At 64.6% G+C, this 23,357-nt stretch carries 16 protein-coding genes and 5 pseudogenes; 9 read left to right on the top strand and 12 right to left on the bottom strand.

Annotated features, from left to right (window positions below; all coding sequences use genetic code 11):
• Positions 1 to 316, bottom strand: a pseudogene (locus RHBS_RS09030) (translation initiation factor); the annotation flags it as partial.
• 397 nt (positions 317 to 713) lie between these two features.
• Between RHBS_RS09030 and RHBS_RS09025 the strand changes: the two are divergent.
• From RHBS_RS09025 to RHBS_RS09015, 3 genes are read left to right on the top strand one after another with little or no spacing between them, the layout of a single operon-like run.
• A complete protein-coding gene (locus tag RHBS_RS09025) occupies positions 714 to 3,011 on the top strand; it encodes a glycerol-3-phosphate 1-O-acyltransferase (RefSeq protein WP_121872776.1) in 2,298 nt (765 codons plus the stop codon).
• Positions 3,008 to 4,435 (top strand): HAD-IB family hydrolase, encoded by a 1,428-nt coding sequence (locus RHBS_RS09020; protein ID WP_121871387.1) that lies wholly within the window; start codon positions 3,008 to 3,010, stop codon positions 4,433 to 4,435. Before RHBS_RS09025 ends, RHBS_RS09020 begins: the two co-directional genes overlap by 4 nt.
• Positions 4,428 to 5,459: an adenylate/guanylate cyclase domain-containing protein gene (locus tag RHBS_RS09015; RefSeq protein ID WP_121871388.1), complete on the top strand. Its 1,032-nt coding sequence runs from the start codon at positions 4,428 to 4,430 to the stop codon at positions 5,457 to 5,459. Before RHBS_RS09020 ends, RHBS_RS09015 begins: the two co-directional genes overlap by 8 nt.
• Here the strand turns inward: RHBS_RS09015 and RHBS_RS09010 are convergent.
• From RHBS_RS09010 to RHBS_RS08975, 8 genes and pseudogenes are all read right to left on the bottom strand, one after another.
• On the bottom strand, positions 5,441 to 6,502 hold the full coding sequence (locus RHBS_RS09010) for an MSMEG_0565 family glycosyltransferase (protein ID WP_121871389.1): 1,062 nt from the start codon (positions 6,500 to 6,502) through the stop codon (positions 5,441 to 5,443). The two genes, RHBS_RS09015 and RHBS_RS09010, sit on opposite strands and share 19 nt — an antisense overlap.
• On the bottom strand, positions 6,499 to 7,350 hold the full coding sequence (locus RHBS_RS09005; protein WP_121871390.1) for a carbon-nitrogen hydrolase family protein: 852 nt from the start codon (positions 7,348 to 7,350) through the stop codon (positions 6,499 to 6,501). Before RHBS_RS09005 ends, RHBS_RS09010 begins: the two co-directional genes overlap by 4 nt.
• Before the next feature lie 7 nt (positions 7,351 to 7,357).
• Positions 7,358 to 8,631: pseudogene (locus RHBS_RS09000) on the bottom strand (MSMEG_0569 family flavin-dependent oxidoreductase).
• Between the two features lie 11 nt (positions 8,632 to 8,642).
• Positions 8,643 to 8,933 carry an MSMEG_0570 family nitrogen starvation response protein gene (locus tag RHBS_RS08995; protein ID WP_121871391.1) on the bottom strand — a complete coding sequence of 97 codons (291 nt, stop codon included), beginning with the start codon at positions 8,931 to 8,933 and terminating at the stop codon, positions 8,643 to 8,645.
• Positions 8,926 to 9,819, bottom strand: a complete 894-nt coding sequence (locus RHBS_RS08990) for a carbon-nitrogen hydrolase family protein (RefSeq protein ID WP_128645387.1) — start codon at positions 9,817 to 9,819, stop codon at positions 8,926 to 8,928. Before RHBS_RS08990 ends, RHBS_RS08995 begins: the two co-directional genes overlap by 8 nt.
• Positions 9,816 to 11,228, bottom strand: a complete 1,413-nt coding sequence (locus tag RHBS_RS08985) for an MSMEG_0567/sll0787 family protein (protein WP_128645386.1) — start codon at positions 11,226 to 11,228, stop codon at positions 9,816 to 9,818. Before RHBS_RS08985 ends, RHBS_RS08990 begins: the two co-directional genes overlap by 4 nt.
• A gap of 1 nt (position 11,229) precedes the next feature.
• Positions 11,230 to 12,302 (bottom strand): annotated as a pseudogene (locus RHBS_RS08980) (MSMEG_0568 family radical SAM protein).
• A gap of 27 nt (positions 12,303 to 12,329) precedes the next feature.
• Positions 12,330 to 12,854 (bottom strand): MSMEG_0572/Sll0783 family nitrogen starvation response protein, encoded by a 525-nt coding sequence (locus RHBS_RS08975; RefSeq protein ID WP_027495238.1) that lies wholly within the window; start codon positions 12,852 to 12,854, stop codon positions 12,330 to 12,332.
• Between the two features lie 248 nt (positions 12,855 to 13,102).
• Here RHBS_RS08975 and RHBS_RS08970 point away from each other — a divergent pair, with 248 nt between their 5' ends.
• Both RHBS_RS08970 and RHBS_RS08965 read left to right on the top strand, forming a co-directional pair.
• Positions 13,103 to 13,483 (top strand): hypothetical protein, encoded by a 381-nt coding sequence (locus RHBS_RS08970; RefSeq protein WP_121871394.1) that lies wholly within the window; start codon positions 13,103 to 13,105, stop codon positions 13,481 to 13,483.
• Positions 13,476 to 13,880, top strand: a complete 405-nt coding sequence (locus tag RHBS_RS08965; RefSeq protein ID WP_121871395.1) for a hypothetical protein — start codon at positions 13,476 to 13,478, stop codon at positions 13,878 to 13,880. The genes RHBS_RS08970 and RHBS_RS08965 overlap by 8 nt, the downstream gene beginning before the upstream one ends.
• Before the next feature lie 155 nt (positions 13,881 to 14,035).
• Here RHBS_RS08965 and RHBS_RS08960 read toward each other — a convergent pair whose 3' ends face one another.
• Positions 14,036 to 14,464 (bottom strand): SRPBCC family protein, encoded by a 429-nt coding sequence (locus RHBS_RS08960; protein WP_032378553.1) that lies wholly within the window; start codon positions 14,462 to 14,464, stop codon positions 14,036 to 14,038.
• 59 nt (positions 14,465 to 14,523) lie between these two features.
• Between RHBS_RS08960 and RHBS_RS08955 the strand changes: the two are divergent.
• The 4 genes and pseudogenes from RHBS_RS08955 (at position 14,524) to RHBS_RS30375 (ending at position 19,309) form a co-directional block, all read left to right on the top strand.
• Positions 14,524 to 16,793, top strand: a pseudogene (locus RHBS_RS08955) (ATP-dependent DNA ligase).
• A gap of 227 nt (positions 16,794 to 17,020) precedes the next feature.
• Positions 17,021 to 18,235: a lipase family protein gene (locus tag RHBS_RS08950; protein WP_128645385.1), complete on the top strand. Its 1,215-nt coding sequence runs from the start codon at positions 17,021 to 17,023 to the stop codon at positions 18,233 to 18,235.
• Between the two features lie 86 nt (positions 18,236 to 18,321).
• On the top strand, positions 18,322 to 19,041 hold the full coding sequence (locus RHBS_RS08945; protein WP_237669121.1) for an ABC transporter substrate-binding protein: 720 nt from the start codon (positions 18,322 to 18,324) through the stop codon (positions 19,039 to 19,041).
• Positions 18,938 to 19,309: a hypothetical protein gene (locus RHBS_RS30375; RefSeq protein ID WP_237669120.1), complete on the top strand. Its 372-nt coding sequence runs from the start codon at positions 18,938 to 18,940 to the stop codon at positions 19,307 to 19,309. Before RHBS_RS08945 ends, RHBS_RS30375 begins: the two co-directional genes overlap by 104 nt.
• 2 nt (positions 19,310 to 19,311) lie before the next feature.
• Here the strand turns inward: RHBS_RS30375 and RHBS_RS08940 are convergent, their stop codons facing one another.
• Together RHBS_RS08940 and lon are read right to left on the bottom strand one after the other, a co-directional pair.
• On the bottom strand, positions 19,312 to 21,177 hold the full coding sequence (locus tag RHBS_RS08940; protein ID WP_121871398.1) for an ABC transporter ATP-binding protein: 1,866 nt from the start codon (positions 21,175 to 21,177) through the stop codon (positions 19,312 to 19,314).
• 110 nt (positions 21,178 to 21,287) lie between these two features.
• A pseudogene (lon, locus tag RHBS_RS08935) lies at positions 21,288 to 23,357 on the bottom strand (endopeptidase La); the annotation flags it as partial.

Here is a 23,357-nt window from a genome sequence, read left to right as displayed (position 1 = left end):
GCTGCGTAGGCGCGGACGGCGGGATTCGCTTGGCGGCCACGCGTTTCGCCGGCGCGGGCGGAGTGGCTGGATTGCGGGTGATGCGCAGTTCCTCGGCCTCGTAGGGCAATTCGTCGTTGACGCCCTTCGGGCTGATCGTGACCGTGTTGCCGTCGATCGACACGACCTTGGCCGAGGTGCCGTCGGGCAGGCCGAGACTCGGGTTCGGTTCACGGAGATAGACGGTGGCCCTACGTCCCTCGGCGAGCGCCGCGGCCAGTGTCGTCAGATTCTCGGGAGTCAACGAATCGTTCACAGCGCGCCCACGGGGTGGCATCGACTACCGGCCTTTCTCGAAAGTGTTTGCGAATACTGTCGCACATATGCAGGTGAGATGTGGCCGGGGCAGCGCAGGGCGCGTCGGATCGGCGTATCGAGAGGAGGTTATCTGTTAATCCAAGTAACTGTAACCGCAAGTAACTGTTACTTGGATTAACACTTAGATTGAGGTGGCCGAGAAGTCCGATGCGCCTCACTCTAGACGACAGCCCTCGCGCGCGCCCGTCGAGTCCATACGATGTGCCGTCGCCCCCGCGCGGGTACGGGCGAGTAGCCGCGTGACTCTCGGCGAGATCGGTGTCCCGGAGCCACCTCACCGAACCGCCCTCGCGCGCGGTTTCTGCCGCGTAGCCTGGCGGCGTGCCTTCTTGCGCAGGTACGGAACAGGAGTCTCGATGTACCACCTCGACGCGGACGAGCAGTCGCTCAGCGACGGTCCGCACGTGTATTTGCTCGATGCCAAATCCACCCTCGAGGTTCAGGCTCTGAATCAGTGGATCGACGCCACGACTCCCGACGGCGAGCCCCGTCCACCCTCGGTGGTGCTCTCCGGTGAGGCGAGAACGTCTCTGTCGGACAGTGTTCGCGGTTACGCCGACGATCCGCTGCTGATCCCGCTTCGAGTGACGCTGTCCGATCGCAAGAGCGGAATACTGCACCGGATCTTCGCGCCCCGTGGTCGGTCCAAGCCCACGCAGGTATGGCAGCGATGGGTGGCGGGCGACGATCCCGACCACTCCGCAGTTCTCGTCGGCGAGCCCGCGACGCTCAGTGATCTGCAGGATCGGTTCGAGCGCGGCGGCGGCACGTCACTGTCGTCGTTCATTCTGCGGCAGGCCAGTCTGGCTCTGGACAAAGCCGAGCGCGGCGTCATCGGCTCCGAGTACAAGATCCCGCGCTTCGTCGTCGAGGACATGACCGAGCAGAAGAAGTTCCGGGACGGCATCACCGAGCTCGCGGAGGAAGTCGGTCAGGATCGCGACGCCGTCGACTCGCGCGTCCACGACATCCTCGGCGAGATGGTCGCAACCGAGACCCGCCGCGCAGTCGAGATGTGGGGAACGCTCGGGGCGTACTTCTCTCGGGCGTACAAGGTCGATGTGGACCGTGATCAACTGCAGAAGGTGCGCGAACTCAACAAGAACTATCCGTTGGTGTTCCTGCCCAATCACCGTTCCTATCTCGACCCGCTCGTGCTGCGTCCGGCGCTGTTGGCCGAAGGGTTGCCGCTCAACCACGTCATGGGCGGCATCAACGTCGGCTTCTGGCCGTTGGGTCCGATCGCCAAACGCAGTGGCGTGGTGCTGATTCAGCGCAAGTTCTCCGACGCGATCTACAAGTGGACGCTGCGTCAGTACATGAGCTTCCTGCTGAGCAAGCGGTTCAACCTGGAGTGGTACATCGAGGGCGGCCGTAGCCGCACCGGAAAGCTCCGCCCGCCGCGGTTCGGCCTGTTGACCTATCTGGTCGACGCACTCGAGACCAGCGATGCAGAGGACGTCTATCTGGTTCCGACGTCCATCACCTACGACCGTCTGCACGAGGTCGGCGCGATGGCCGAGGAATCGCACGGAGCGAAGAAGCAGGCCGAGGGCATCCGGATGGCCATCGGCTACATCCGCGCACAGGGCACGTTGCGCGGCAACGTGTACCTCAACTTCGGCGAGCCGATGTCGGTCGCGTCGATCGTCGCCGACAACCCCGACAAGCGGGTGGCGGTGCAGAAGATCGCGCTCGGCGTCTCCCACGCGATCAACGACGCGACTCCGGTGACTCCGGCGGCGTTGGTCACCATGGCCCTGCTCGGCATCGAGGATCGCGCCCTCAACGTCAACGAGATGTGGGCCATCATCGCCCCGCTGGCCCGCTACATCAAACGCCGCAACCTGCCCACCGCGGGCGGAGTGGACATCGCCGACGTCGACGTCGTCCGCTCGGCCGTCATCGCACAGGTCAACGCCAACGTCGTCAAGCGTTTCGACGACGGCCCCGAGCCCCTGTTCTATCTGGCTCAGGACAAGCACCTGGTGGCAGCGTTCTTCCGCAACAATGCAATCCACTTCTTCGTCATGCGCGCCATCGGCGAGTTGGTCGTTCTGCCGACCAGCGGCGATTCGGCGCCACTGACCCAGGAATCTCTGTGGCAGTCGGCACTGCAGTTGCGCGATCTGCTCAAGTTCGAGTTCTTCTTCGGCGACAAGAAGGACTTCGGCGAACGGCTCGAATCCGAGGTCGATCTCATCGATCCGGACTGGCGCGCCCACATCAGCGACCCGGATTACGCTGCGCGACAACTTCAGTCACAGGATCTGCATCTGGCGCACCGCGTGTTGCAGCCGATCTTCGAGGCGTATCAAGTGGTTGCCGATCAGCTGATGTTGCTGCCTCAGAGCGGTGAGTTCGACAAGCCCAAGTTCATCGCGGAATGCCTCGGTGCCGCTCAGGCCAGACGGCTTCGTCAGCAGCTCGATCACAGCGAATCGATCTCCGGCGAATTATTCGATACCGCACTGCAATTGGCGGCAAATCGCGATCTCGTCGATTCCAGTTCCGACGGTATCGCACGCCGACGGCGAGACTTTGCACTCGAGATCGACGAGTGGGCGCGCAAGGTGCGTACGATCCGCGACATGGCCCACCGCATGCTGCGCGAGGTAGAACCGATCTCGGCCCCCGAGGAGAACAATTCATGACCGAGTTCGACGATCGACTGATCGCGATCGCCGCCGCTCCACCCGGCCGAGACACCGTTGCGTTCTTCGATCTCGACGGCACCCTGATCAACGGGTTCTCGGCCCGTGCAGTGTTTCTCGAACGACTCAAGACCCTCGACGTGACGGTCAAGGAACTGTGGGAGATATCGAGCGCCGTCGTCGAGATGCGGATGCGCAACTCCCCGGTCGACAACCTGATGGGCAAGGCCGTCCGCGGTCTGGAGGGCCGTCGGGAAGAGGATCTGATGGAACAGGCATACACGCTGTTCCGCAACGAGATCGCGCCGATGATCTACCCGCAAGCCCGCATCCTCGTCGAGGCCCACCGCCACGCCGGGCATCGACTGGTGATGGCGACCTCGGCCACGCCGTACCAGGCGCTGCCGGTCCAGCAGGACATGATGTTCGAGACACTGTTGTGCACCACTCCCGTGGTCACCGACGGAATACTGACCGGGGAGCTGGTCGGCGATTCGCTGTGGGGACCACGCAAGGCACAGGCCGCGATCGACTACGCCGACCGTGAGGGAATCGCTCTCGCCGGCTGCTTCGCCTACTCCAACGGCGGTGAGGACGTGCCACTGCTCGAGGCCGTCGGCCGCCCCGTCGCACTGAACCCGGATCCCGAACTACAGCGGTACGCGGCGAAGAAGAAGTGGCCGTCGCTGACGTTGGAGAGTCCCAAGCGCGGCACCGATCTGACCTCCGCCGTGCGCAGCACCGCCGCTCTGGGGTCGGTGCTGGCCAGCGCGTCGATCGGCCTCGGCCTGGGACTGCTGACACGCAGCCGCCGCACCGGAGCGAACATCACCAGCACCATTGCGCCGGACATCGCGCTGACCATCGCCGGAGTGAAACTCGACGTGACCGGCACCGAGAACGCGTGGTCGGCGCGGCCGGCTGTGTTCATGTTCAACCATCAGAGCACCGCCGACTCGATCATCGTCACCTCCATTCTCCGACGGGACATCACCGCGGTCGCCAAGCGCGAGCTCGAGCGCGACCCGCGATTCGCCCTGCTGGGCAGGATCTTCGACGTCGCCTACGTCGACCGTGGCGATCCCTCTCAGGCGCGGGAGGCGATGCGTCCGGCCATAGAGAAGTTGCACAGTGGCATCTCGGTCGCCATCGCGCCCGAGGGCACGCGTATGCCGACGTCGCGTCTCGGCCGGTTCAAGAAGGGCGGCTTCCACCTGGCGATGCAGGCCGGAGTGCCCATCGTTCCGATCGTCATCCACAATGCCGGAGACGTGATGTGGAAAAAGGATTTCACCGTCCATTCCGGTACCGTCAAGGTCACCGTCGGCGAGCCCATTCCCACCACGGACTGGGAGCCCGAGAAGATCGACGCGTACGTGGACGATGTCCGTTCCTATTTCGACAGAACGTTGGGATATGCCTGAGAACCAGATCAACTCGGTGGTGCAAGCGGAGATCGAACGCAATCTCCTGGGGGGCACGCCGAAGTACACCCGATCCGACATCGTCAGCAGGTCGGGGCTGCCGCTCGAACGGGTCATCGCGCTGTGGATCGGTATGGGCTTTCCGATCCACACCGACACCGAGGCGGTCGTCTACACCGACGCGGACCTCGAGGCACTGAAGCTGATCACCGGACTCACCGAGCAGAAGGTCATCAAGTCCGAGATGGAGGTCGCTATTGCGCGCACTCTCGGCCAGTCGATGTCCAGGCTCGCGGAATGGCAAGTGGGCGTGGTGAACTCTCACATCCTCGAGCGGATCACCAGCAGCGAGGAAGACCAGAACGACATCGACGCCATCCGGCGCAACGCCAGGGACATCGCCGCCGAGACGGTCCCCACCCTCGAAGCGCTCCAGGCGTATACCTGGCGTCGGCACTTGGCCGCGGCGGCCGGACGGTCCATCGCCGCTCCCGACGACGCCACCGACAGCCCCGTCATGGCCGTCGGCTTCGCGGACATGGTCGGCTACACCAGCCTGACACGTCGACTCGACATCGGCGAACTGACGACGCTCCTCGAGGAGTTCGAGTCACTGGCCACCAATATCATTGCGCGCGGGCGTGGTTCGGTGATCAAGAACGTCGGGGACGAGGTGATGTTCAGCGCGCAGACGCCCGAGGACGCCGCCCACATCGCCCTCGACCTGCAGGACGCATTCGCCGAGCAGGAGGACATGCCGGACCTGCGGGTCGGGTTGGCCTGGGGCCCGGTTCTCGCCCGCTACGGGGACCTGTACGGTTCGGTGGTCAACATCGCTGCGCGCCTGACCAGTTCGTCCAATCCGGGAACGATCCTGGTCGACACCGTCATGACCGAGGAACTGCGGCACGATTCCGAGTTCTACCTCAAATCGGTCCGCTCGCTACGGGTCAAGGGTTTCCACAAGCTCAAGCCCCATCGACTCAAGCGCAACAAACGCAGCGGTCACCGGAGCGAGGAGTAGAACTCCAGGTGACGACGCGCGGCCTCGTCCCACGTCAGGCTGCGCGCCAGAGTCAGCCCCGGCGACGAGTCCAGCGGTGCCACGAGCGCACGTTCCAATTCGGCCGCCATGGCCTGCGCCGTGGACGCATAGGTAACGCTGTCTCCGAACACTTCCCGCAGTACCGGCAGATCTCGCGCGACGACGGGAGTCGACGCAGCGAGAGCCTCCATGGCAGCCAGTCCGAAACCCTCCTTGGTGGAGAAGAACGGCAGCACGGCGGCCTGCGCCACGAGGTGCGGCAGTTCGTCGTCGTCGACGGTACCGAGTATCACCGGCTCGATACCGAGTTCCGTTGCGCGGCGGTCGAACTCCGTCCGATAGTCGCGGTAGTCGAACAGCGTCTCGCCGCCGGCGAACACCAGTCGCAGATCGTGCGCACGCAGCCGCGCGAAGGCGTCGAGCAGATCGAGACTGCCTTTGCGTGGTTCGATACCGCCCACTGCGAGCACGTATCGGCCGAGCTTCTCGCGCCAGTGTGATCGTCCGGATTGTGCAGCTGCGGTGAACCTCTCGGCGTCGACGCCGTTGGGAATGACCGTGGGCTCGAATCCCCATCTACGGTGAACATCGCCGGCCACCGCTGCCGACACGCAGATGCGTGCATACGGGGCGGTGATCGCGCGTTCGTGACATGCGGCCAGCTCGGGCGTGGTGAACTCGTCCAGGTGATGGATGGTCCTGATGCAGCGGCCGACGGCGTTGGCGGAGATGCAGTCCTGCGCATGGACGATGTCGTACTCGTCCGACGTGAAGGCCTGCCGCAGAACATCTATGGACCGCAGAATTCGTTCTCCGACGTTCTCACCGTCCCGATGCTCGAACGGGACCATTCTGATGTCGACGGCGGGGTCGACGGTACGAAAGAACGTGCTGTCTCCGCCGCGGCCGAGCGACCACACAGACACGTCCTGCCCGGCGCGCGCCAGTGCCTCCGCCAGCGCCAGCGTGTGCACCACTCCACCGCGCGGCTTGGACGAGTAGGTCAGCAGACTGATCTTCACTGACCCGGCTTCTCCTGCAACAGATTCGGATATGCGTCCACGCGACGTTCCGCCAGGTGATGCAGCCCCCGTCGAGCTCGGTCGACCTCTGCATCGACATCGATCTCGTGCACCGCGAGGCCACCTTTGGACCAGGTCCGCGCCAGGACGTCGCCACCGGGGCCCACGATCTTCGCCTGCCCGAGAAAGCGCAGGGAACCCATCACCCCGGTTTGATTGGACGAGACCAACACCACCTGGTTCTCGGCCGCCCGGGCCGCGTCGTACAGATCGAACAGACGGGACTGCCGATCGTTCGGCAGCGAGGACGCCCTATCGGTGACGCTTGCGGGCCACGCGGACAGCGCCGCAATGATTCTCGCACCATCGAGTGCCAACGTCCGCGCCGACTCCGGGAACGTCTTGTCGTAGTCGATCAGCATCCCCATCCGCCCCACCGGGGTATCGAAGGCCTCGAACCGGTCACCGGCCGCGTAGGCGAGCGACTCCCCGAGCGGCTGGTGCACCTTGCGGTGACTACCCAGAATGCCGTCCCCCGTCAGACACGCGGCAGCGTTGTACCGCAACCCTTTCGACAGCTCGGTGTACCCGATGCAGATCGTCATGTCTCCGGCCGCAGCGATGATCGCCGCCAGTTCCGGTCCGTCGGGATCGAGGGTGGGCGGCAGTTCCGCGGGATCCGGATTGCTCAGGCTGTTGATGTAACCCCCGAGGGACGCGTCGGGCAGCACCAGGAGATCGATGCCTTCTCGGGCCGCACTGGAGATGATCGTGGTGATCTTCAGTACGGCCCGGTCGACATCTCTCCCGAAATGTGCTGCCAGCGCGCCGATCTTGATGGGGGCCAATGGGGACTCAGACCATCTGGCTCTGCGGCTGCGCTGAGCTTCGGGACTGTACTGCACTGATCTCCAGACCGATCTGGTCGGCGAGGAACTGCGCGTCCCGGGCCACCGAGGCGAAGCGCCCCGAACCCCAGGTGTGCTGCCACGGAAGGCCCAGGAAGTACAGGCCCGGCACCGAGGTGACGCCGCGATTGTGCGTCGGGTGCCCTTCACCGTCGAAGGCACCAACCTTGAGCCATCGGTAGTCGGTGCGGAAGCCGACGGACCAGACGACGGCCTTGATATCCGCGGTGGCGAGGTCGAGTTCGGTGGTCTCGGTCTCCGGACGCCACACCGGCACGTAGCGATCCTCGGTGGGGGCGCTGATTCCCTCGCGCTCGATGTAGCGTCGATGTTGTCCTTGATGCTTTCGGCCACCCGATCCGCTGCATCGAGAGATGCTCCGAGAGTGGGTGCGAACTGCAGAACGCCGTCCTCGACGCCGAGCAGTCGGCCGTAGAGCTGCATCCCCTCGGTGGCGAATGCACGCAGGTCGATGTCTCGACCACCGTCACGTCCGGTGACGTAGTGGTTCGTGTTCTCGCGTTTGCCGACGCCACCGGGTTGATCTTCGATGGAGACATCGTAGACCCCCATGTCGTGCAACCAGGCGACACAGTCGCGGCCGCGATAGAAGCGTGCGACGCGGGGAGCGGTGCCGGCCACCAGGTGGACGCGTCGGCCGTCGAGGTGCAGGTCCTCGGCGATCTGCGCACCGGACTGTCCGGTGCCGACCACGAGCACATCTCCGTCCGGGAACTGATGTGAGCCGCGGTATTCGGACGAGTGCATCTGGACGATGTCGCGCGGTAGCTTCTCGGCGAACCGCGGGATGGTGGGGATGTGATATCCACCGACGGCGACGACGATCTGGTCGGCATGCATGGGGCCGGCAGAGGTCTGCAGGTCGAAGCCACCATCCAGGCCCTGCAGAGCTTGGTCGACCGAAACATGTTCTTGTACAGGCGCATCGAAGCTGTCTGCGTAGCTTCGCACGAAGGCATAGACCTCGTCGCGCTGCATGAATCCGTCGGGATCGTCACCGTCGTAGGAGTATCCGGGAAGTGCGCACTGCCAATTCGGCGTCACGAGAGTGAAGTTGTCCCAGCGCGAGTCCTTCCACTCGTGCGCGATGGTCTCGCGCTCCAACACGACATGTTCGATGCCACGCTGCGTCAGATGCCAGCTGATGGACAGGCCGGCCTGGCCGCCGCCGATGACGATCACGGCGTGGTGCTCTGTCACGCTGTTCGGATTCATAGCAATTCAGCTCCCGACATGCTCAGTACACGAACGGCACCGGCCTCGTACGAGGTACTGACACCGTGAATCTCCTCCATCTGCTGCGCGGCCGAGGTGCACCGCATCCCGAACTTGGCGAGCACTCGATCGCTGGCGATCGTCAGTGCCTCCGACGTCCGCTGTACGAACTCCGCGACCGGGTAGTCCTGGCCGGGCGTCAGGTAGTCGTGCATCACCAGAGACGGTGAATAGCAGGACTGTTCGCGTCCGTCGGGCCATCGGACCAGGAATGACATCTCAGGCATGGATCGGCTCCTTCGTGATGGTCCGGTACACGGACGGCCTGCGATCGCGAAGGTTGTACATGCCGCCGCCGCGTGCCGCGCCGATGAGGGCAGCGACGTCGACGGTGGCCGTGGCCAAGCCCGGTTCGACGCCCGTGCCCGCGAGGATCTCTCCGCCGGGCCCGACGATCTTTGCGCTGCAGACGAACCGAAGAGATCCGAAAGTACCCGCCTGATTGGCTGCGACCCAGATGATCTGGTTCTCGAGCGCGCGGGCTCTGTCGTAGATGTCGAACCGCTGCTTCCACCGGTCCTCTTCCATGTTCTCCACCGTCGCAGTACGTGCCGTCGGCCAGGCGGAGATGGACGCGACGATCTCGGCACCGTCGAGCGCCAGTTCCCTTGCCGCCTCAGGAAATCCCTTGTCGTAGCAGATCTGCATGCCCATGCGGCCGATCGGAGTGTCGAAGGCGGAGTAGCTGTCTCCCGCGTCGTAGCAGAGATTCTCGCCCAACGGCTGGTGCACCTTGCGGTAGGAACCCAGAATGCCGCTGCCGTCGACCGTCACGGCGGCGTTGTAGCGGGTGTCGCCGTCCTTCTCGCAGAAGCCGAAGGTGATGACGGTATCGCCCGCCATGTCGATGACGCGCCTGATCTCCGGTCCGTCGAGTTCGAGGGCGGGAGGCAGTGCCTTCAGCCGGCGTTGTCGCGACTCTTCGGTCTCGTCGCCGCCGCCGAGGCTCGGTAGGTAGCCGCCGAGGCAGGCCTCGGGCAGGACGAGTAGTTGGCTGCCGCGGTTGCGTGATTCCTCGAGCAACGCGGCGATGGTGGCGTAACCCTGTTCCATGTCGCGACCGAACTCGGCTGCGGCGACAGAAATGGTGACGGGCTTCGGGTGGGTGGTCATGCTTCTCCCAATCCGGTCACGGTGGACGTGACCGCGCGAGTGGTGATTCCATCGGGCCATCGCAGCGCGACACCCGGAATGTCGGTGAGCTCTCCGCAGACTGCGGACAGTGCAGGTCCGGACGGTGCAGTAGGTGCACCGGGACGGTCCGCGGTGATCATCGCGAACCCTGGAAAACACGTGATCCATTCGCCCATCGACGCGGCGTCGGGCTTCGGTATCGAGGCGATGTCGAGTACGGCACCGGTTCCGCTCGCCTCGGCGAGCATTCCGGTGGTGCCGGCCAGGCCCGCCATCGAGACGTCCTTGGCGGCCTTGGGTGCGGTGCGGGAAACGAACGACGCCATTGAAGTCAGTTCGTCGGAGTTCCGCCGAGAGGACGAATCCCATTGCTGGCCATGGTATCCGCGACGCCACTCACCCTCGATGTCCGCGGTGAGCGTCAACCGATCGCCGACGCTTCCCCCGCCCGCACGGACCGGCCGTGAGGTTCGGCCGAGTGCGGTGACCGACAGCGACGACGGTACCCCGGCCTGGGTGTGGCCACCGAGTACCGGAACCTGCCATGCCGCAGAGGCATTGGCGAGACCACGGATGATGCGGGTCAGCCGGCTCTGCGTGGGTGCTCCGACGGAATCGAGCATTCCGACGGCCCGTGCGCCCATCGCCGAGAGGTCGTTCAGATTGACCAGCGCCGCACACCAGCCGGCCCACTCGGGGTCGCGGTCGACCATGGAGGGGATGATGGCATCGCACGCGGCGATCATGTCGCCACCTGGTACTGGAACGCCGTCGTCGCCGCGAAAGCCTTTGGCACCGAGTCCGAGTGGCTGCGCTCGGAGCGGTGCGAGTACCCCTGCGAGCATCGCCTTGGTCGAGGAGACGAGACGTTCGATGCGGTCGATCGGCCAGTACATCGCCACGTGCGGGGTGTTCGCCACCTCGACGTCGCCGCGGCGAATCCACCCGAGGCGGGTGAACAGTTGCTCGTTGCTCTTCTGCACCGTCGCGTCGAAGCGAAGCACGCCTCGACTCTCGGCATGGGCGCAGGCTGCCCGAACAAGGGCAGGCCCGACGCCGGAAGTGCGTGCCGCAGCACAGACCACGAGGCGGCTTCCGGCCCACCACCCCAGATCCGGTGCGGTGCAGGGTGCCAGCCGGACTCCGCCGAGCACGGTGCCCTCCCGATCGGTGGCGACCAGCACGACTGCTCGCGGATCGTCGTCGACGTCGTCGTGATCGGTGCCGGCGAACAAGCCCTGTTCGGCAACGAAGGTCGCTCTCCGGAGCGCACGATAGGCGTCCAGCTGCGCTGCGCTTCCGCACGGCTGGACGATGAACGTGGGCTCGACGACAGTGGTTGCGGTACCGGACAATCCGGCAAGATCCTGCGCGTCCACCCTGTACATCTCAGCCCCCCGCATTCTGCAGGACGCTGCACGCACCGCATGCCGCGCAGCCTGCCTTCTGGTCCGATCCGAGCATCGCCGCGGCCTGAAGTTCCTTGGCGACGCGTCGGGTGACGTTCTCGAGCGCGTCTCGGCCGGGGGCCGTCGCTCGGTCGACGTCCACCGCCAACGTTCCGGCGAGCGGACGGAACGGAACGACGAAGGGATAGACACCCATCTCGATGAGTTCTGCTGCCCCGGCTACCAATTCGTCCGGATTCTCGCCGAGCCCCACCAGGATGTACGTCGAGACCTGGTTGCGTCCGAAGACCCGAACCGCTTCTTTCCACGCAGCGCGGTACTCGTCCATCGAGACCGAGGCCTTGCCCGGCATCCACCGGCGTCGAACGTTCTCGTCGAGAGATTCGACGTGAATGCCGATCGACTCTGCTCCGGCGTCGTACAGATCCTGAATTGTCCGGAGATCGCCGGGAGGTTCGCACTGCACCTGAATCGGCAGCTGAGGAACCACAGCTTGATGGCTCGCACGCATCGGGCCAAGTGACGGGCACCGCGATCCTTCGCGGCCGAGGTGCCCGTCGTCATGACCATCTGCGCGACGCCGTCGAGCCGTACCGCCGCCTCGGCCACCTCGGCCAACTGCGCCGGAGTCTTGACGGCAATGGTGTCGCCGGCTTCGAGCGAGGCCTCGATGGAGCAGAAGCGGCAACGTTGATCGGCGTCGTAGCGGATGCAGGTCTGCACCACGGTGGTCGCGAGAACGCTGGAGCCGTGCAGCTTCGCGATCTTCTCGTAGGCGATACCGTCGGCGGTTTCCAGGTCGTAGAACTGCGGGCGGTCGACGGCCTGCACGTCGAGCCCGATGTCGTTGCCGTCGAACAGCACTCGACCCTCTTCGAGGACGTACGGACTGAGCGGGTTGCGCGGGATGGCTGCGCCGAGGCCGTCGATGCGGACATGTCCGTCGTCACTCGGCCCTGCACCGGCAGTTCTGGACACCGGCGTGGCTCCTCGAATACCGAGCAGCGCCAGATCCACGCGCGTAGAGACCGTGTTTTCGGGTCGCTCCTGCAGGCTCCGCTCCTGGGCCACGGTCGGCCCCTAGACCATGTACGTGGAGTTGATGATGGCACCCTTGCGCGCGTAGTGGATCAACGCGTCCTGCACGTCCAAGGGGTGTGCCGGGATGACGCCCTCGATGAGGTCCTCTTCGCGGCCACCGTGCAATGCGAGCCCGAAACGGCAGCAGAACACGGTGCCGCCCTCGGCGATGAAGGTCGCGAGCGAATCGTTGATGTTCTGCTCGCCCGGGAAACCGGAATCACCGGTGGTCGGAAAGCCGCGAGTGGCAAGGCAATTGATAGCGCCGGGACCGTAGAAGTACATGGCCGACTCGAAGCCCTTACGCAGAGCGCGCGTTGCCTGGAGCACAGCGACGAAGGAGACCGACGACTCGTGGGCGATGCCGTGCACCAACGTGAAGTAGCTTTCGCCGTTCTCGGCCTTGTAGTCGGGGAAGATCTTGGTGGAACCGTAGATGTTGCTGCCCTTGGGAAGTGAAGGGTGCGGGATCTCTTCGAGGGACTTCTTGATGTTCTCGGCGATGGACTGATCGAGGTCTGACACGGGTGTCTCCTGAGGTTCGCAGAGCGGGCTGAATGCGGTGGACACCGATGTCCATCCGAGAAAAGCGTCATGTCCGGCGAGAGAGCAGATCCTCTGCGGCCATAGGACAAGTACAAGCCCCATCCATTTCCGATTGGTCACACCCGGAACAACGCCGTGTTTCGAGGGCCTCACAGTGTTGACGTGGCGTTACGCGGATAGTGTGGAGGCCGAACCACCCATCCACCACGAACTTGACGAGGAACTCGATGATCGGCGCCGTCACCGGCTTGTTGTATGCGTTGTCCCTGGTCGTAGGCATCTGGGTGCTCGCGAAGCTCGCCATGAACCGACCGGTCCTGCTGAAGAACAAGTCCGATCGCGCACTGTTCTGGACCATCGCCGCCACCGAGGCCGTCGTCGCACTGCAGGCCGTCATCGGGTTCGCCATGATGTTCACCTCGGATCGCGAGATACACCGGCTGACATTCGGGTCCTACCTCGTCGGGCTGCTGTTCCTGCTCCCCCTCGGCACGTGGTGGTCCCTGGGCGACCGCTCCCGCGGCGGCACAGCGGTGCTCCTCGTTGCCGTCCTCACCCTCGCGGCCATGGTGCTGCGCCTGAGCCAGATTTGGGCCGGATATGCCTGACAACCTGCAGCAAGCGACGCGTACCGGATTCGGGCGCTTCCTCATCGCCGTCTACGCCGTGTTCGCCGTCGCCGCCACATCACGCTCGATCGTGCAGCTCACCACACGATTCGACGACGCACCGGTGGCGTATCTGCTGTCGGCCTTCGCAGCGGTGGTCTACATCGTCGCCACGGTAGGACTGGCCCGAGCAACCGAAGCATCCCGACGAGTGGTGACGGTCTCCTGCATCATCGAACTCGTCGGGGTCATCGGGATCGGCACCCTCAGCTACATCCAGCCCCAGGACTTCCCGGAGCCGACGGTGTGGTCGCACTTCGGATCCGGATACGTGTTCATCCCGGTGGTGCTCCCCATCGCGGGACTGTGGTGGTTGCGCAAGACTCGACAGCAATAGGAGTCTCGGCAATTTTTGCTCCACTCGGACCGGTCGTGCGCGGGATTCCCTCGATCGAGGCCTCGAGTGGAGCATCCCGTGCAGTCTTCGTCTCCGGGCAAACAACGGTGCGGGGCTGGAAGAGGTTGTCGTGCAGCTACTTCAGTAAGTATGCGTCACTTCAACGCCGCCAGATTCGCAACGGATTTCTTGACATCGGTATCCAGTGCCCGCGCCACCACCGAACCGACCGGACCGAACAGCACACCCCCGCCGAATTTCGCGTCGAGCGTCAGCTCCGATCCGCCCTCGGCCTCACGCACATGGACGGTCAGCGAGATTCTCACCCCGCCCTTGCCGCGGCCGGACATCTCGATCAGCTTGGGCTCGTCGTATTGCGTGAAGGTCCAGTTGATCGTGTTCTTGAAGCCCTTCACCTTCACCAGTGACTCCACTTCGGTGCCCTTGCCGACCTTCTTGGGTGGCGGACTGCACCACCCGCCGTGGATGGTCATCCACTCGTCGAACCGATCGAGCGCGGAAGCCTTGTCCCACGCGCCCTGCGGATTTTCGGGCATCTGCACCGAGACACTGATCGTCGCCATGACATCGACCCTGTCACAAGTTGCCCGCAGGTTCTGACGGCGACCACTAACCTGAGAGGATGGCCACGCTCGAGATCGAAGGTCGGAAGGTCTCCGTCACCAACCTCGACAAAGTGCTGTTCCCCGAAACCGGCACCACCAAGAGCCACATCATCGAGTACTACACCACCATCGCACCTGCGATGCTTCCTCACCTCACCGGCCGCGCGGTGACCCGTAAGCGCTGGCCGAACGGCGTCGACCAGTCATCTTTCTTCGAGAAGAACCTCGCCGCGTCCGCACCCGACTGGCTCGATCGGCGTTCGATGCAACACTCCGACCGCGTCGTCACCTACCCACTGTTCTCCACTGCAGCCGATCTGGCGTGGCTCGGTCAACAAGCGGCCATCGAAGCGCATGTGCCACAGTGGCGGTTCGACGGCACCGAACCAGGACCGGCCACCCGTATGGTCTTCGACCTCGACCCCGGCGAGGACGTGGATCTCGCCCGATGCGCCGAAGTCGCCTGCGAGATACGGGATCTGATCGGCGATATCGGGATGACCGCATATCCGGTCACCAGCGGCAGCAAGGGAATTCACCTGTACGTGCCGCTGGAGAAACCGCTGTCGACCTCCGGCGCGTCCACCGTCGCCAAACGTGTTGCCACCCTGCTCGAGGAAAGATCACCGGACCGGGTTACGGCAACGATGGCGAAAGCGAAACGAACCGGGCGGGTGTTCGTCGACTGGAGCCAGAACAACGGCAAGAAGACGACGGTCGCACCGTACTCGCTGCGCGGGCGAACACTCCCCACCGTCGCAGCACCACGCACGTGGGACGAGCTGGAAGCGACCGGCCTGCAACAGCTTCGGTTCGAGGAGGTCCTCGAGCGTTTCGCGGACGTCGGCGATCCACTGGCCGATCTGGACCCCGAGATGGACTCGCACAACGAAAATACAAGCACCACCGACAAACTCGTCAAATACCGCAGCATGCGCAGCGCCGACAAGACCCCCGAGCCGATACCGACCACCACCGAACCGCAGGGCAACAACGACACGTTCGTGATTCAAGAGCATCATGCCCGACGGCTGCACTACGACTTCCGACTCGAACACGACGGCGTCCTGGTCTCGTGGGCCGTCCCGAAGAACATCCCGGTGGACCCGAAGCAGAACCGGCTGGCGGTACACACCGAGGACCACCCACTCGAATACGCGACGTTCTCCGGTCGGATACCCAAGGGCGAGTACGGCGGCGGCGACGTCTCGATCTGGGACAGCGGAACCTACGAGCTCGAGAAGTGGCGAGACGACGAGGTCATCGTCGTCCTGCACGGAAAGAAGGCGCGCGGGCGGTTCGCACTGATCCGCACCAAGGCAGCCAGTGGTTGATGCACCTGATGAATGATGCTCCCGACAAGCCCGAGCCCAAGAACATCTCACCGATGCTCGCCACCGCCGGCGACATCCTCGATCTGCCGGACGACGAGTGGTCGTTCGAGGGCAAGTGGGACGGGTTCCGCATCGTCGCCGAACTCACGCACGGTTCGATGACACTGCGCACGCGGAGTGGCAACGACTACACCGAGAAGTTCGGCGCACTCCAATCTTTCGCGGACGACCTGGCCGAGCACGACGCCGTCGTCGACGGAGAAGTCGTGGTGTTCGACGACGGCGGCGTCAGCAGCTTCGAGAAACTGCAGAACGCCACCCGTGACGACATCCGATTCATCGCCTTCGATCTGCTCCACCTCGACGGCACGTCACTGCTGCGCAAGAAGTACTCGGATCGACGACGACTGCTGGAACTACTCACCACCGGACTCGACTCGGTACTGGTGCCACCGCGGCTGACGGGGACCGCCGCGGACGCCATCGCCGAAAGCAGAGAACGGGGCTGGGAAGGCGTCGTCGCCAAACGCACCGACTCCGTCTATCAACCCGGCAAACGCGCCCACACCTGGATCAAGTTCAAGAACTGGCGAACACAGGAGATCGTCATCGGTGGATGGCGCAAAGGGCAGGGTCGTCGTTCCGGAGGGTTCGGCTCACTGCTGATGGGCATTCCCGACGGAGACCGACTGCGCTACGTGGGACGCGTCGGAACCGGGTTCGACGACCGTGCGCTCGATACGCTCGCCGCCCTACTCGCCCCACTCGAGGCGTCGGACAGTCCTTTCTCTTCGGTGCTGCCCGCGGCCGATCGGAACGGAGCGGTATGGGTCGAGCCGGTACTCGTCGGCGAGGTGCGGTTCTACGAGACCACGGAATCCGGTCATCTGCGGCATCCGAGCTGGCGCGGCCTGCGCCCGGACAAGGAACCGAAGGCGGTGCGCCAGGAATGACATGGATGCACCGGACGAAAAACTTGGACCCGATCGAAGAAACGAGGGTAGGTAACATTCGGTTGCCATAAAATGAGCGGATGCGTACCGTTGCGCCCATCGTTACCGGGGGGGGCGTAACAAGTCACGCATCATCAGCTATAACGGTTTGCGGGCCGGCTCTACGGGGGCTTGCCAGATCGCCGCAGCGCTCGTCGCTTCGGTTCAGGCACGGAGGGGTTTACCATATGCGGGTTCTCAAGTTGGCAGGCGCTGTCAGCATGACGGCAGTTGCAGTCCTGTGTTCGTCACTTGTCGGTGCAGGTCAAGCAGCTGCGGCGCCGTTGTTCCCGTCGCCCATCGCGGACGGCTTCTACTCTCCGCCTGTGGATCTCGATGCGCTCGCACCGGGCGACGTGATCTCCAGCCGCCCGATGCCACCGCCCCCCGGATTCTTCGGCGTGGACGTGTGGCAGCTGAATTTCCGCTCCACCAATTCGGCCGGAAATCCCATCGCCGCAATCAATACCGTGCTGGTTCCACGAAACAAAGCGCCGAACGGTCCGGTGCTTTCCTACCAACACATCATCAATGCCCTCGGTCTCGAATGTGCACCTTCACAAGCGCTCTGGACCAACGACCCGAATTTGATGATTCGTGAGGCACCCGCTCTCAATGCAGTACTGCAGCGTGGCTGGACGGTCGTCATCGCCGATCACCTCGGACCCAACAGCGCCTACGGTGCAGCCAGGCTCGGCGGGCAGATCGTGCTGGACAGCATTCGCGCCACTCAGCGCTTCGATCCCATCCAGGTTCAGCAGAGCCCGGTTGCGTTGGCCGGCTACTCCGGCGGCGGAATGGCCACGGCATGGGCAGCTGCGCTTCAGAACGACTACGCGCCCGAGCTGAACATCGTCGGCAGCGCGAACGGTGGCGCTCCGATGAACCTCGAGCGCATGGCCCGCGATCTCGGGTTCGCCCCGCACCCCATGTTCGGTCTGGCGTTCGCTGCCGCGCTCGGTATCGAACGCGAGTACCCCACCCGCATCCCGATCAGCTCGCAACTGAACCCGCTGGGTAAGGAAATCGAGAGCAAGATGCAAAACGGGTGCACCAACGACATCATCGCGGCAGGTGCAGGCAAGAGCGCCATGGAGGTAGCGGGCACGCTGGACCTGATCAGCAGCCCGGAAGCGATCGCCGCCGTCAACGACAACAGCGTCGAGCTGTATCCCGGCGTACCGAAGGCACCGTACTTCGAGTGGCACAGCCCCACAGACGCATTGATTCCGGTCAGCGCGATCGACAACACGCTCGCCCGATACTGCCGCGCCGGAGTGCTGGTGACCGAAGTGAAGGTGCCCAGCAACGATCATCTGACTGCTGCGGTGCTCGGCCTACCTCAGGCGCTCGAGTGGATCGACCAGCGATTCGCCGGAGTACCGGCTACGTCCAACTGCTGATCGGGTCGCCCGACCCCTGGCACATGATCAAAGCTTCAACGGGTCGGTTAGGCTAACCTCGCTAGGTTCAGTAGCGAGGAGATCACATGAAGAAGTCCGTCCAGCTCGTCGCCGCCGGTGCATCCGTTCTGGCACTGGCAGCCGGCTGTTCGTCCGACACCGACGCATCCGGTAGCCCCGGTAGCAGCGCCGGCTTCCCGGTCACCATCGATCACCGATTCGGTGAGACGGTCATCGACACCGAGCCCACCCGCGTCGTGACGATCGGGTTCAACGAGCAGGACTTCGCACTCGCGCTGGGCGTCAAACCCGTCGCGACACGCGGCAACCTGAGCTACGACTACCGGCAGCGCCCCTGGGCGCAAGCAGCGCTGGGGGGAACCGAGATCCCGGAAGTCGGCAGCACAGACCTCGACCTCGAGCAGATCGCGGCGCAAGCACCCGATCTGATCCTCGGCCCGTACTCCTTCATCGACCAGGGCCAGTACGACACCCTCTCCGGGATGGCCCCCACGATCGCCGACATCGGCGGCTACGACGACGTACCCGCCGCGACCTGGCAGCGGGAGTTCGCCGTCGTCGGCGAAGCCTCGGCAAGTCGCAGGAAGCTCAGGACCAGACGGCCGAGCTCGAGCAGAAGTTCGCCGACACCGAAGCGAGAACCCCCAGTTCACCGGCAAGTCACTGACTCTCGCGTTCGTCATGGACGACGGCAGCTACCTGCTTCTCGGCAGGGACGACATCCGCGCCCTGTTCTTCACCGACCTCGGCTTCGAAATTCCCGACGCCTCCGAGACCATCAGTGAAGAGAACCTCGACCGACTCGACACCGACGTCCTGGTCATCGCCGGCCAGGGCCGCGAGCAGCTGCAGGCCAACCCACTACTCGCCGCCCTCGACGTCGTTCGACAGGACCGAACCGTCTACATCGGCTCCTTCAGCACGGATCTCCCCTCGGCCCTCGGCTACTCGAGCCCACTGTCGCTGGACTACGCGATCGACGGATTCACCCCGATGCTCGCCGCCGCAACCGACGACGACCCAGCGACCGTGGTCCCGGACCCGGTTTCCTGAGGTCACTCCGCCTGTGCGAACTGCGTCCGATGCAGCTCCTCGTAGCGGCCACCCGCTGCGAGGAGCTCGTCGTGGGTGCCGCGTTCGGCGACTCGCCCGTCCTCGATCACCAGGATCACGTCCGCAGCTCTGATGGTCGAGAGCCGGTGCGCGATGACCACCGACGTCTTGCCCTCCAGCGCCTCGGCCAACGCGGCCTGCACCGCGGCCTCCGACGTCGAATCCAACGAGGCCGTTGCCTCGTCGAGGATGACGACCCGCGGCTGCGCGATCAGCAACCGTGCGATCGTCAGGCGCTGACGCTCACCACCGGACAGTCGATACCCGCGCTCGCCGACGACGGTGTCCAGGCCGTCGGGCAGGGAACGCACGAGGTCCGCCAGCCGCGCCCGCGAGAGCGCGTCCCACAGTTCGTCGTCGGTGGCGTCGGGCCGCGGCAGCAGCAGATTCGACCGGATGCTCTCGTGGAACAGGTGCCCGTCCTGTGTCACCATTCCCACTGTGCCGCAGACGGATTCGGCCGTCAGGTCCCGCACGTCGACGCCGCCCAGCCGGACCGCACCGCCATCGACGTCGTACAGCCGTGCGATCAACTGCGCGATCGTGGACTTGCCCGCACCAGACGTACCGACCAGCGCGACCATCTGGCCGGGTTCGGCTCGGAACGACACACCGTGCAGAACTTCCTCTCCCCCGCGGGAATCCAGGGTCGCGACCTCCTCGAGCGAGGCGAGCGACACTTTGTCTGCGGACGGGTACGCGAACCGCACATCGTCGAGTTCGACGGCCACCGGCCCTGGCGGTAGAACTTTCGCGTCGGGCTTGTCGGCGATCAACGGAACGAGATCGAGAACCTCGAAGACTCGCTCGAAGCTCACCAACGCGCTCATGACCTCCACGCGGGCGCTGGCCAGCGCGGTCAGCGGTGAGTACAACCGCGCCAGCAGAAGCGACAGTGCCACAACCGAACCCGGGTCCAGGCTCCCACTGAGGGCGTAGAAGCCGCCCAATCCGTACACCACAGCGAGCGCCAGTGCCGAGACCAGCGTCAGCGCCGTGACGAACACCGTCTGCACCATGGCACTGCGCACCCCGATATCGCGCACCCTGGCCGCCCGCACCGCGAACTCGACCGATTCCTGCTCGGGATGACCGAACAGCTTCACCAGTGTTGCTCCCGGCGCCGAGAAACGCTCCGTCATCTGCGTACTCATCGCCGAATTGTGTGCTGCCGCTTCACGTTGCAGCCGCGCGAGGCGTCGACCCATCCGGCGAGCGGGAAGCACGAACACCGGCAGCAGGACCAATGCGAGAAGGGTGATCTGCCAGGAGATTCCGATCATCACCACCAACGTCAGCACCAGGGTCACGAGATTGCTGACGACACCGGACAGGGTGGTGCTGAACGCGCGCTGCGCTCCGATCACGTCGTTGTTGAGCCGGCTCACCAGCGCACCGGTGCGGGTTCGTGTGAAGAACGCGATCGGCATGCGCTGCACGTGGTCGAACACCGCGGTCCGCAGATCCAGGATCAGGCTTTCGCCGATGTTCGCCGAGAGCCACCGGTTGATCAGACCGACCACCGCGTCCACCAGAGCGATCGCCGCGATCGCCACCGCCAGCAGGACCACCACGCGTAGTTCTCGTCCGTCGACGATCGCGTTGACCACCCGTCCGGCCAATACCGGCGTGGCCACGGCGAGTACGGCCAAGGCGACGCTGAGCACCAGGAATCCGCCGAGAGCGCGGCGATGCGGTGCCGCGAACGTCAGGATCCTGCGGGCCGTCTCCTTCGAGAACGACGACTGGGTGTCGGGCCTGTTCATCGTGCGATACATCTGATTCCAGGCGGTCATCTCCATACTCATCCCACCAACGTAGAACCTCGACATAGCTCGAGGTCAAGCGCGGCACTCGAGACCGACGGGAGGGGCAGGCGGTCGATGCCACCTGCCCCTGCTGGGCGATCGATGCGGTACTACGCCGCAGCAGTTGCCTTCGCAGGCTCCAGCGCGAGCGCCAGGATGTCGGCGACCTCGGTCATCGGGCGAACATCCAACGCCTCCAACACCTCTGCGGGCACGTCGTCCAGATCCGGTTCGTTGCGCGCCGGAATGAACACCGTCTTCAGTCCCGCACGCTGCGCAGCCAGCAATTTTTGCTTCACCCCGCCGATCGGCAGCACCCGACCGTTCAACGTGACCTCACCGGTCATGCCGACGTCCGAGCGCACCGGCCGCCCGGTAGCCATCGACACCAGGGCAGTCACCATCGTCACACCGGCCGACGGACCGTCCTTCGGCACCGCGCCCGCCGGAACGTGCACGTGAATACTGCGATCGAGAGAATCCTGCGTGACGCCGAATTGTGCTGCGTGCGAGCGCACGTAGGACAGTGCGATCTGTGCGGACTCCTTCATCACGTCGCCGAGCTGACCGGTGAGCTCGAGCCGGGCGTCACCGTCGGTCGCCGCAGCCTCGATGAACAGCACATCTCCGCCGAGTCCTGTGACCGCGAGACCCGTTGCCACGCCCGGCACTTCGGTTCGCTCGTGCGCCTCGGGAGTGAACCGCGGGCGACCGAGGTACGTCACCAGGTCCGACTCGTCGATCTTCAGGACATCCGTGCTGCCCACCAACTTCGTCGCGACCTTACGCAGCGCCTTGGCCAGCAATCGCTCGAGTTGCCGCACGCCCGGCTCACGGGTGTAGTCGGCCGCGATCTTGCGCAGCGCAGCGTCGGTGACTGTCACCTCCTCGGATGTGATTGCCGCCCTGTCCATCTGACGGGGCAGCAGGTAGTTCCGGGCGATGACGACCTTGTCGTCCTCGGTGTAGCCGTCGATGGTCACCAATTCCATGCGGTCGAGCAACGGCCCGGGAATCTGGTCGATCACGTTGGCGGTAGCGAGAAAGACCACGTCGGACAGGTCGAGATCCAGATCCAGGTAGTGATCACGGAACGTGTGATTCTGCGCCGGGTCAAGCACCTCGAGCAGAGCGGCACTGGGGTCGCCGCGATAGTCCGAGCCGACCTTGTCGATCTCGTCCAGCAGGACAACCGGATTCATCGATCCCGCCTCGCCGATGGCCCGCACGATCCGGCCCGGCAGCGCGCGACGTAGGTACGACGGTGCCCACGAATCTCGGCCTCGTCGCGGACGCCGCCGAGAGCGACGCGCACGAACTGTCGACCGAGCGCACGGGCCACCGACTCGCCCAGCGAGGTCTTGCCGACTCCGGGCGGACCTGCGAGCACCATGACGGCACCGGACCCACGCCCACCGACCGACTGCAGACCACGCTCGGAGCGACGCGCCCGGACGGCCAGGTACTCGACAATACGATCCTTCACGTCGTCGAGCCCGTGATGGTCGGCATCGAGAACTGCACGTGCAGAATCGATGTCGTTGTTGTCGGTCGTGGTGTTGTTCCACGGCAGATCCAGCACGGTGTCGAGCCAGGTGCGAATCCAGCCCGACTCGGGGCTCTGATCGCTGGCCCGCTCCAGTTTGCCGACCTCACGCAGCGCCTGTTCGCGCACCTTCTCGGGCAGATCCGCAGCCTCGACGCGGCCACGGTAGTCGTCGGCACCGTCGGGCTCGTCCTCGCCGAGTTCTTTGCGGATGGCCGCCAACTGTTGCCGGAGCAGAAACTCCTTCTGGGTCTTCTCCATGCCCTCGCGAACGTCGCCGGAGATTTTGTCGTTGACCTCGACTTCGGCGAGGTGAGTCTTGGTCCACTCGATGAGTGAAGTCAGACGCGTTGCCACATCCGGGGTTTCGAGAAGGTCCCGCTTCTGTACGTCGGTGAGATACGACGCGTAGCCGGCCGTGTCGGCGATCGCGCCCGGGTCGGTGAGTTTGTTGACCGAGTCGATCACCTGCCACGCGTCTCGGCGCTGCAGCATCGCAACGACGAGTTGCTTGTATTCGGCTGCCAGGGCTTTGAGGTCGTCACTCGGGGGCACATCCGCAACGGTCTCGGCCTCGACCCACAGGGCGGCCCCGGGTCCGCTGACTCCGTGGCCGATGTGCGCGCGGCGCGTG

The sequence above is a fragment of the Rhodococcus sp. BS-15 genome (genome assembly GCF_000813105.1).
Taxonomy (GTDB): domain Bacteria; phylum Actinomycetota; class Actinomycetes; order Mycobacteriales; family Mycobacteriaceae; genus Rhodococcoides.
The sequence above is the reverse complement of the archived record's forward strand: the minus strand, read 5'-3'. Positions and strand labels throughout refer to the sequence as shown.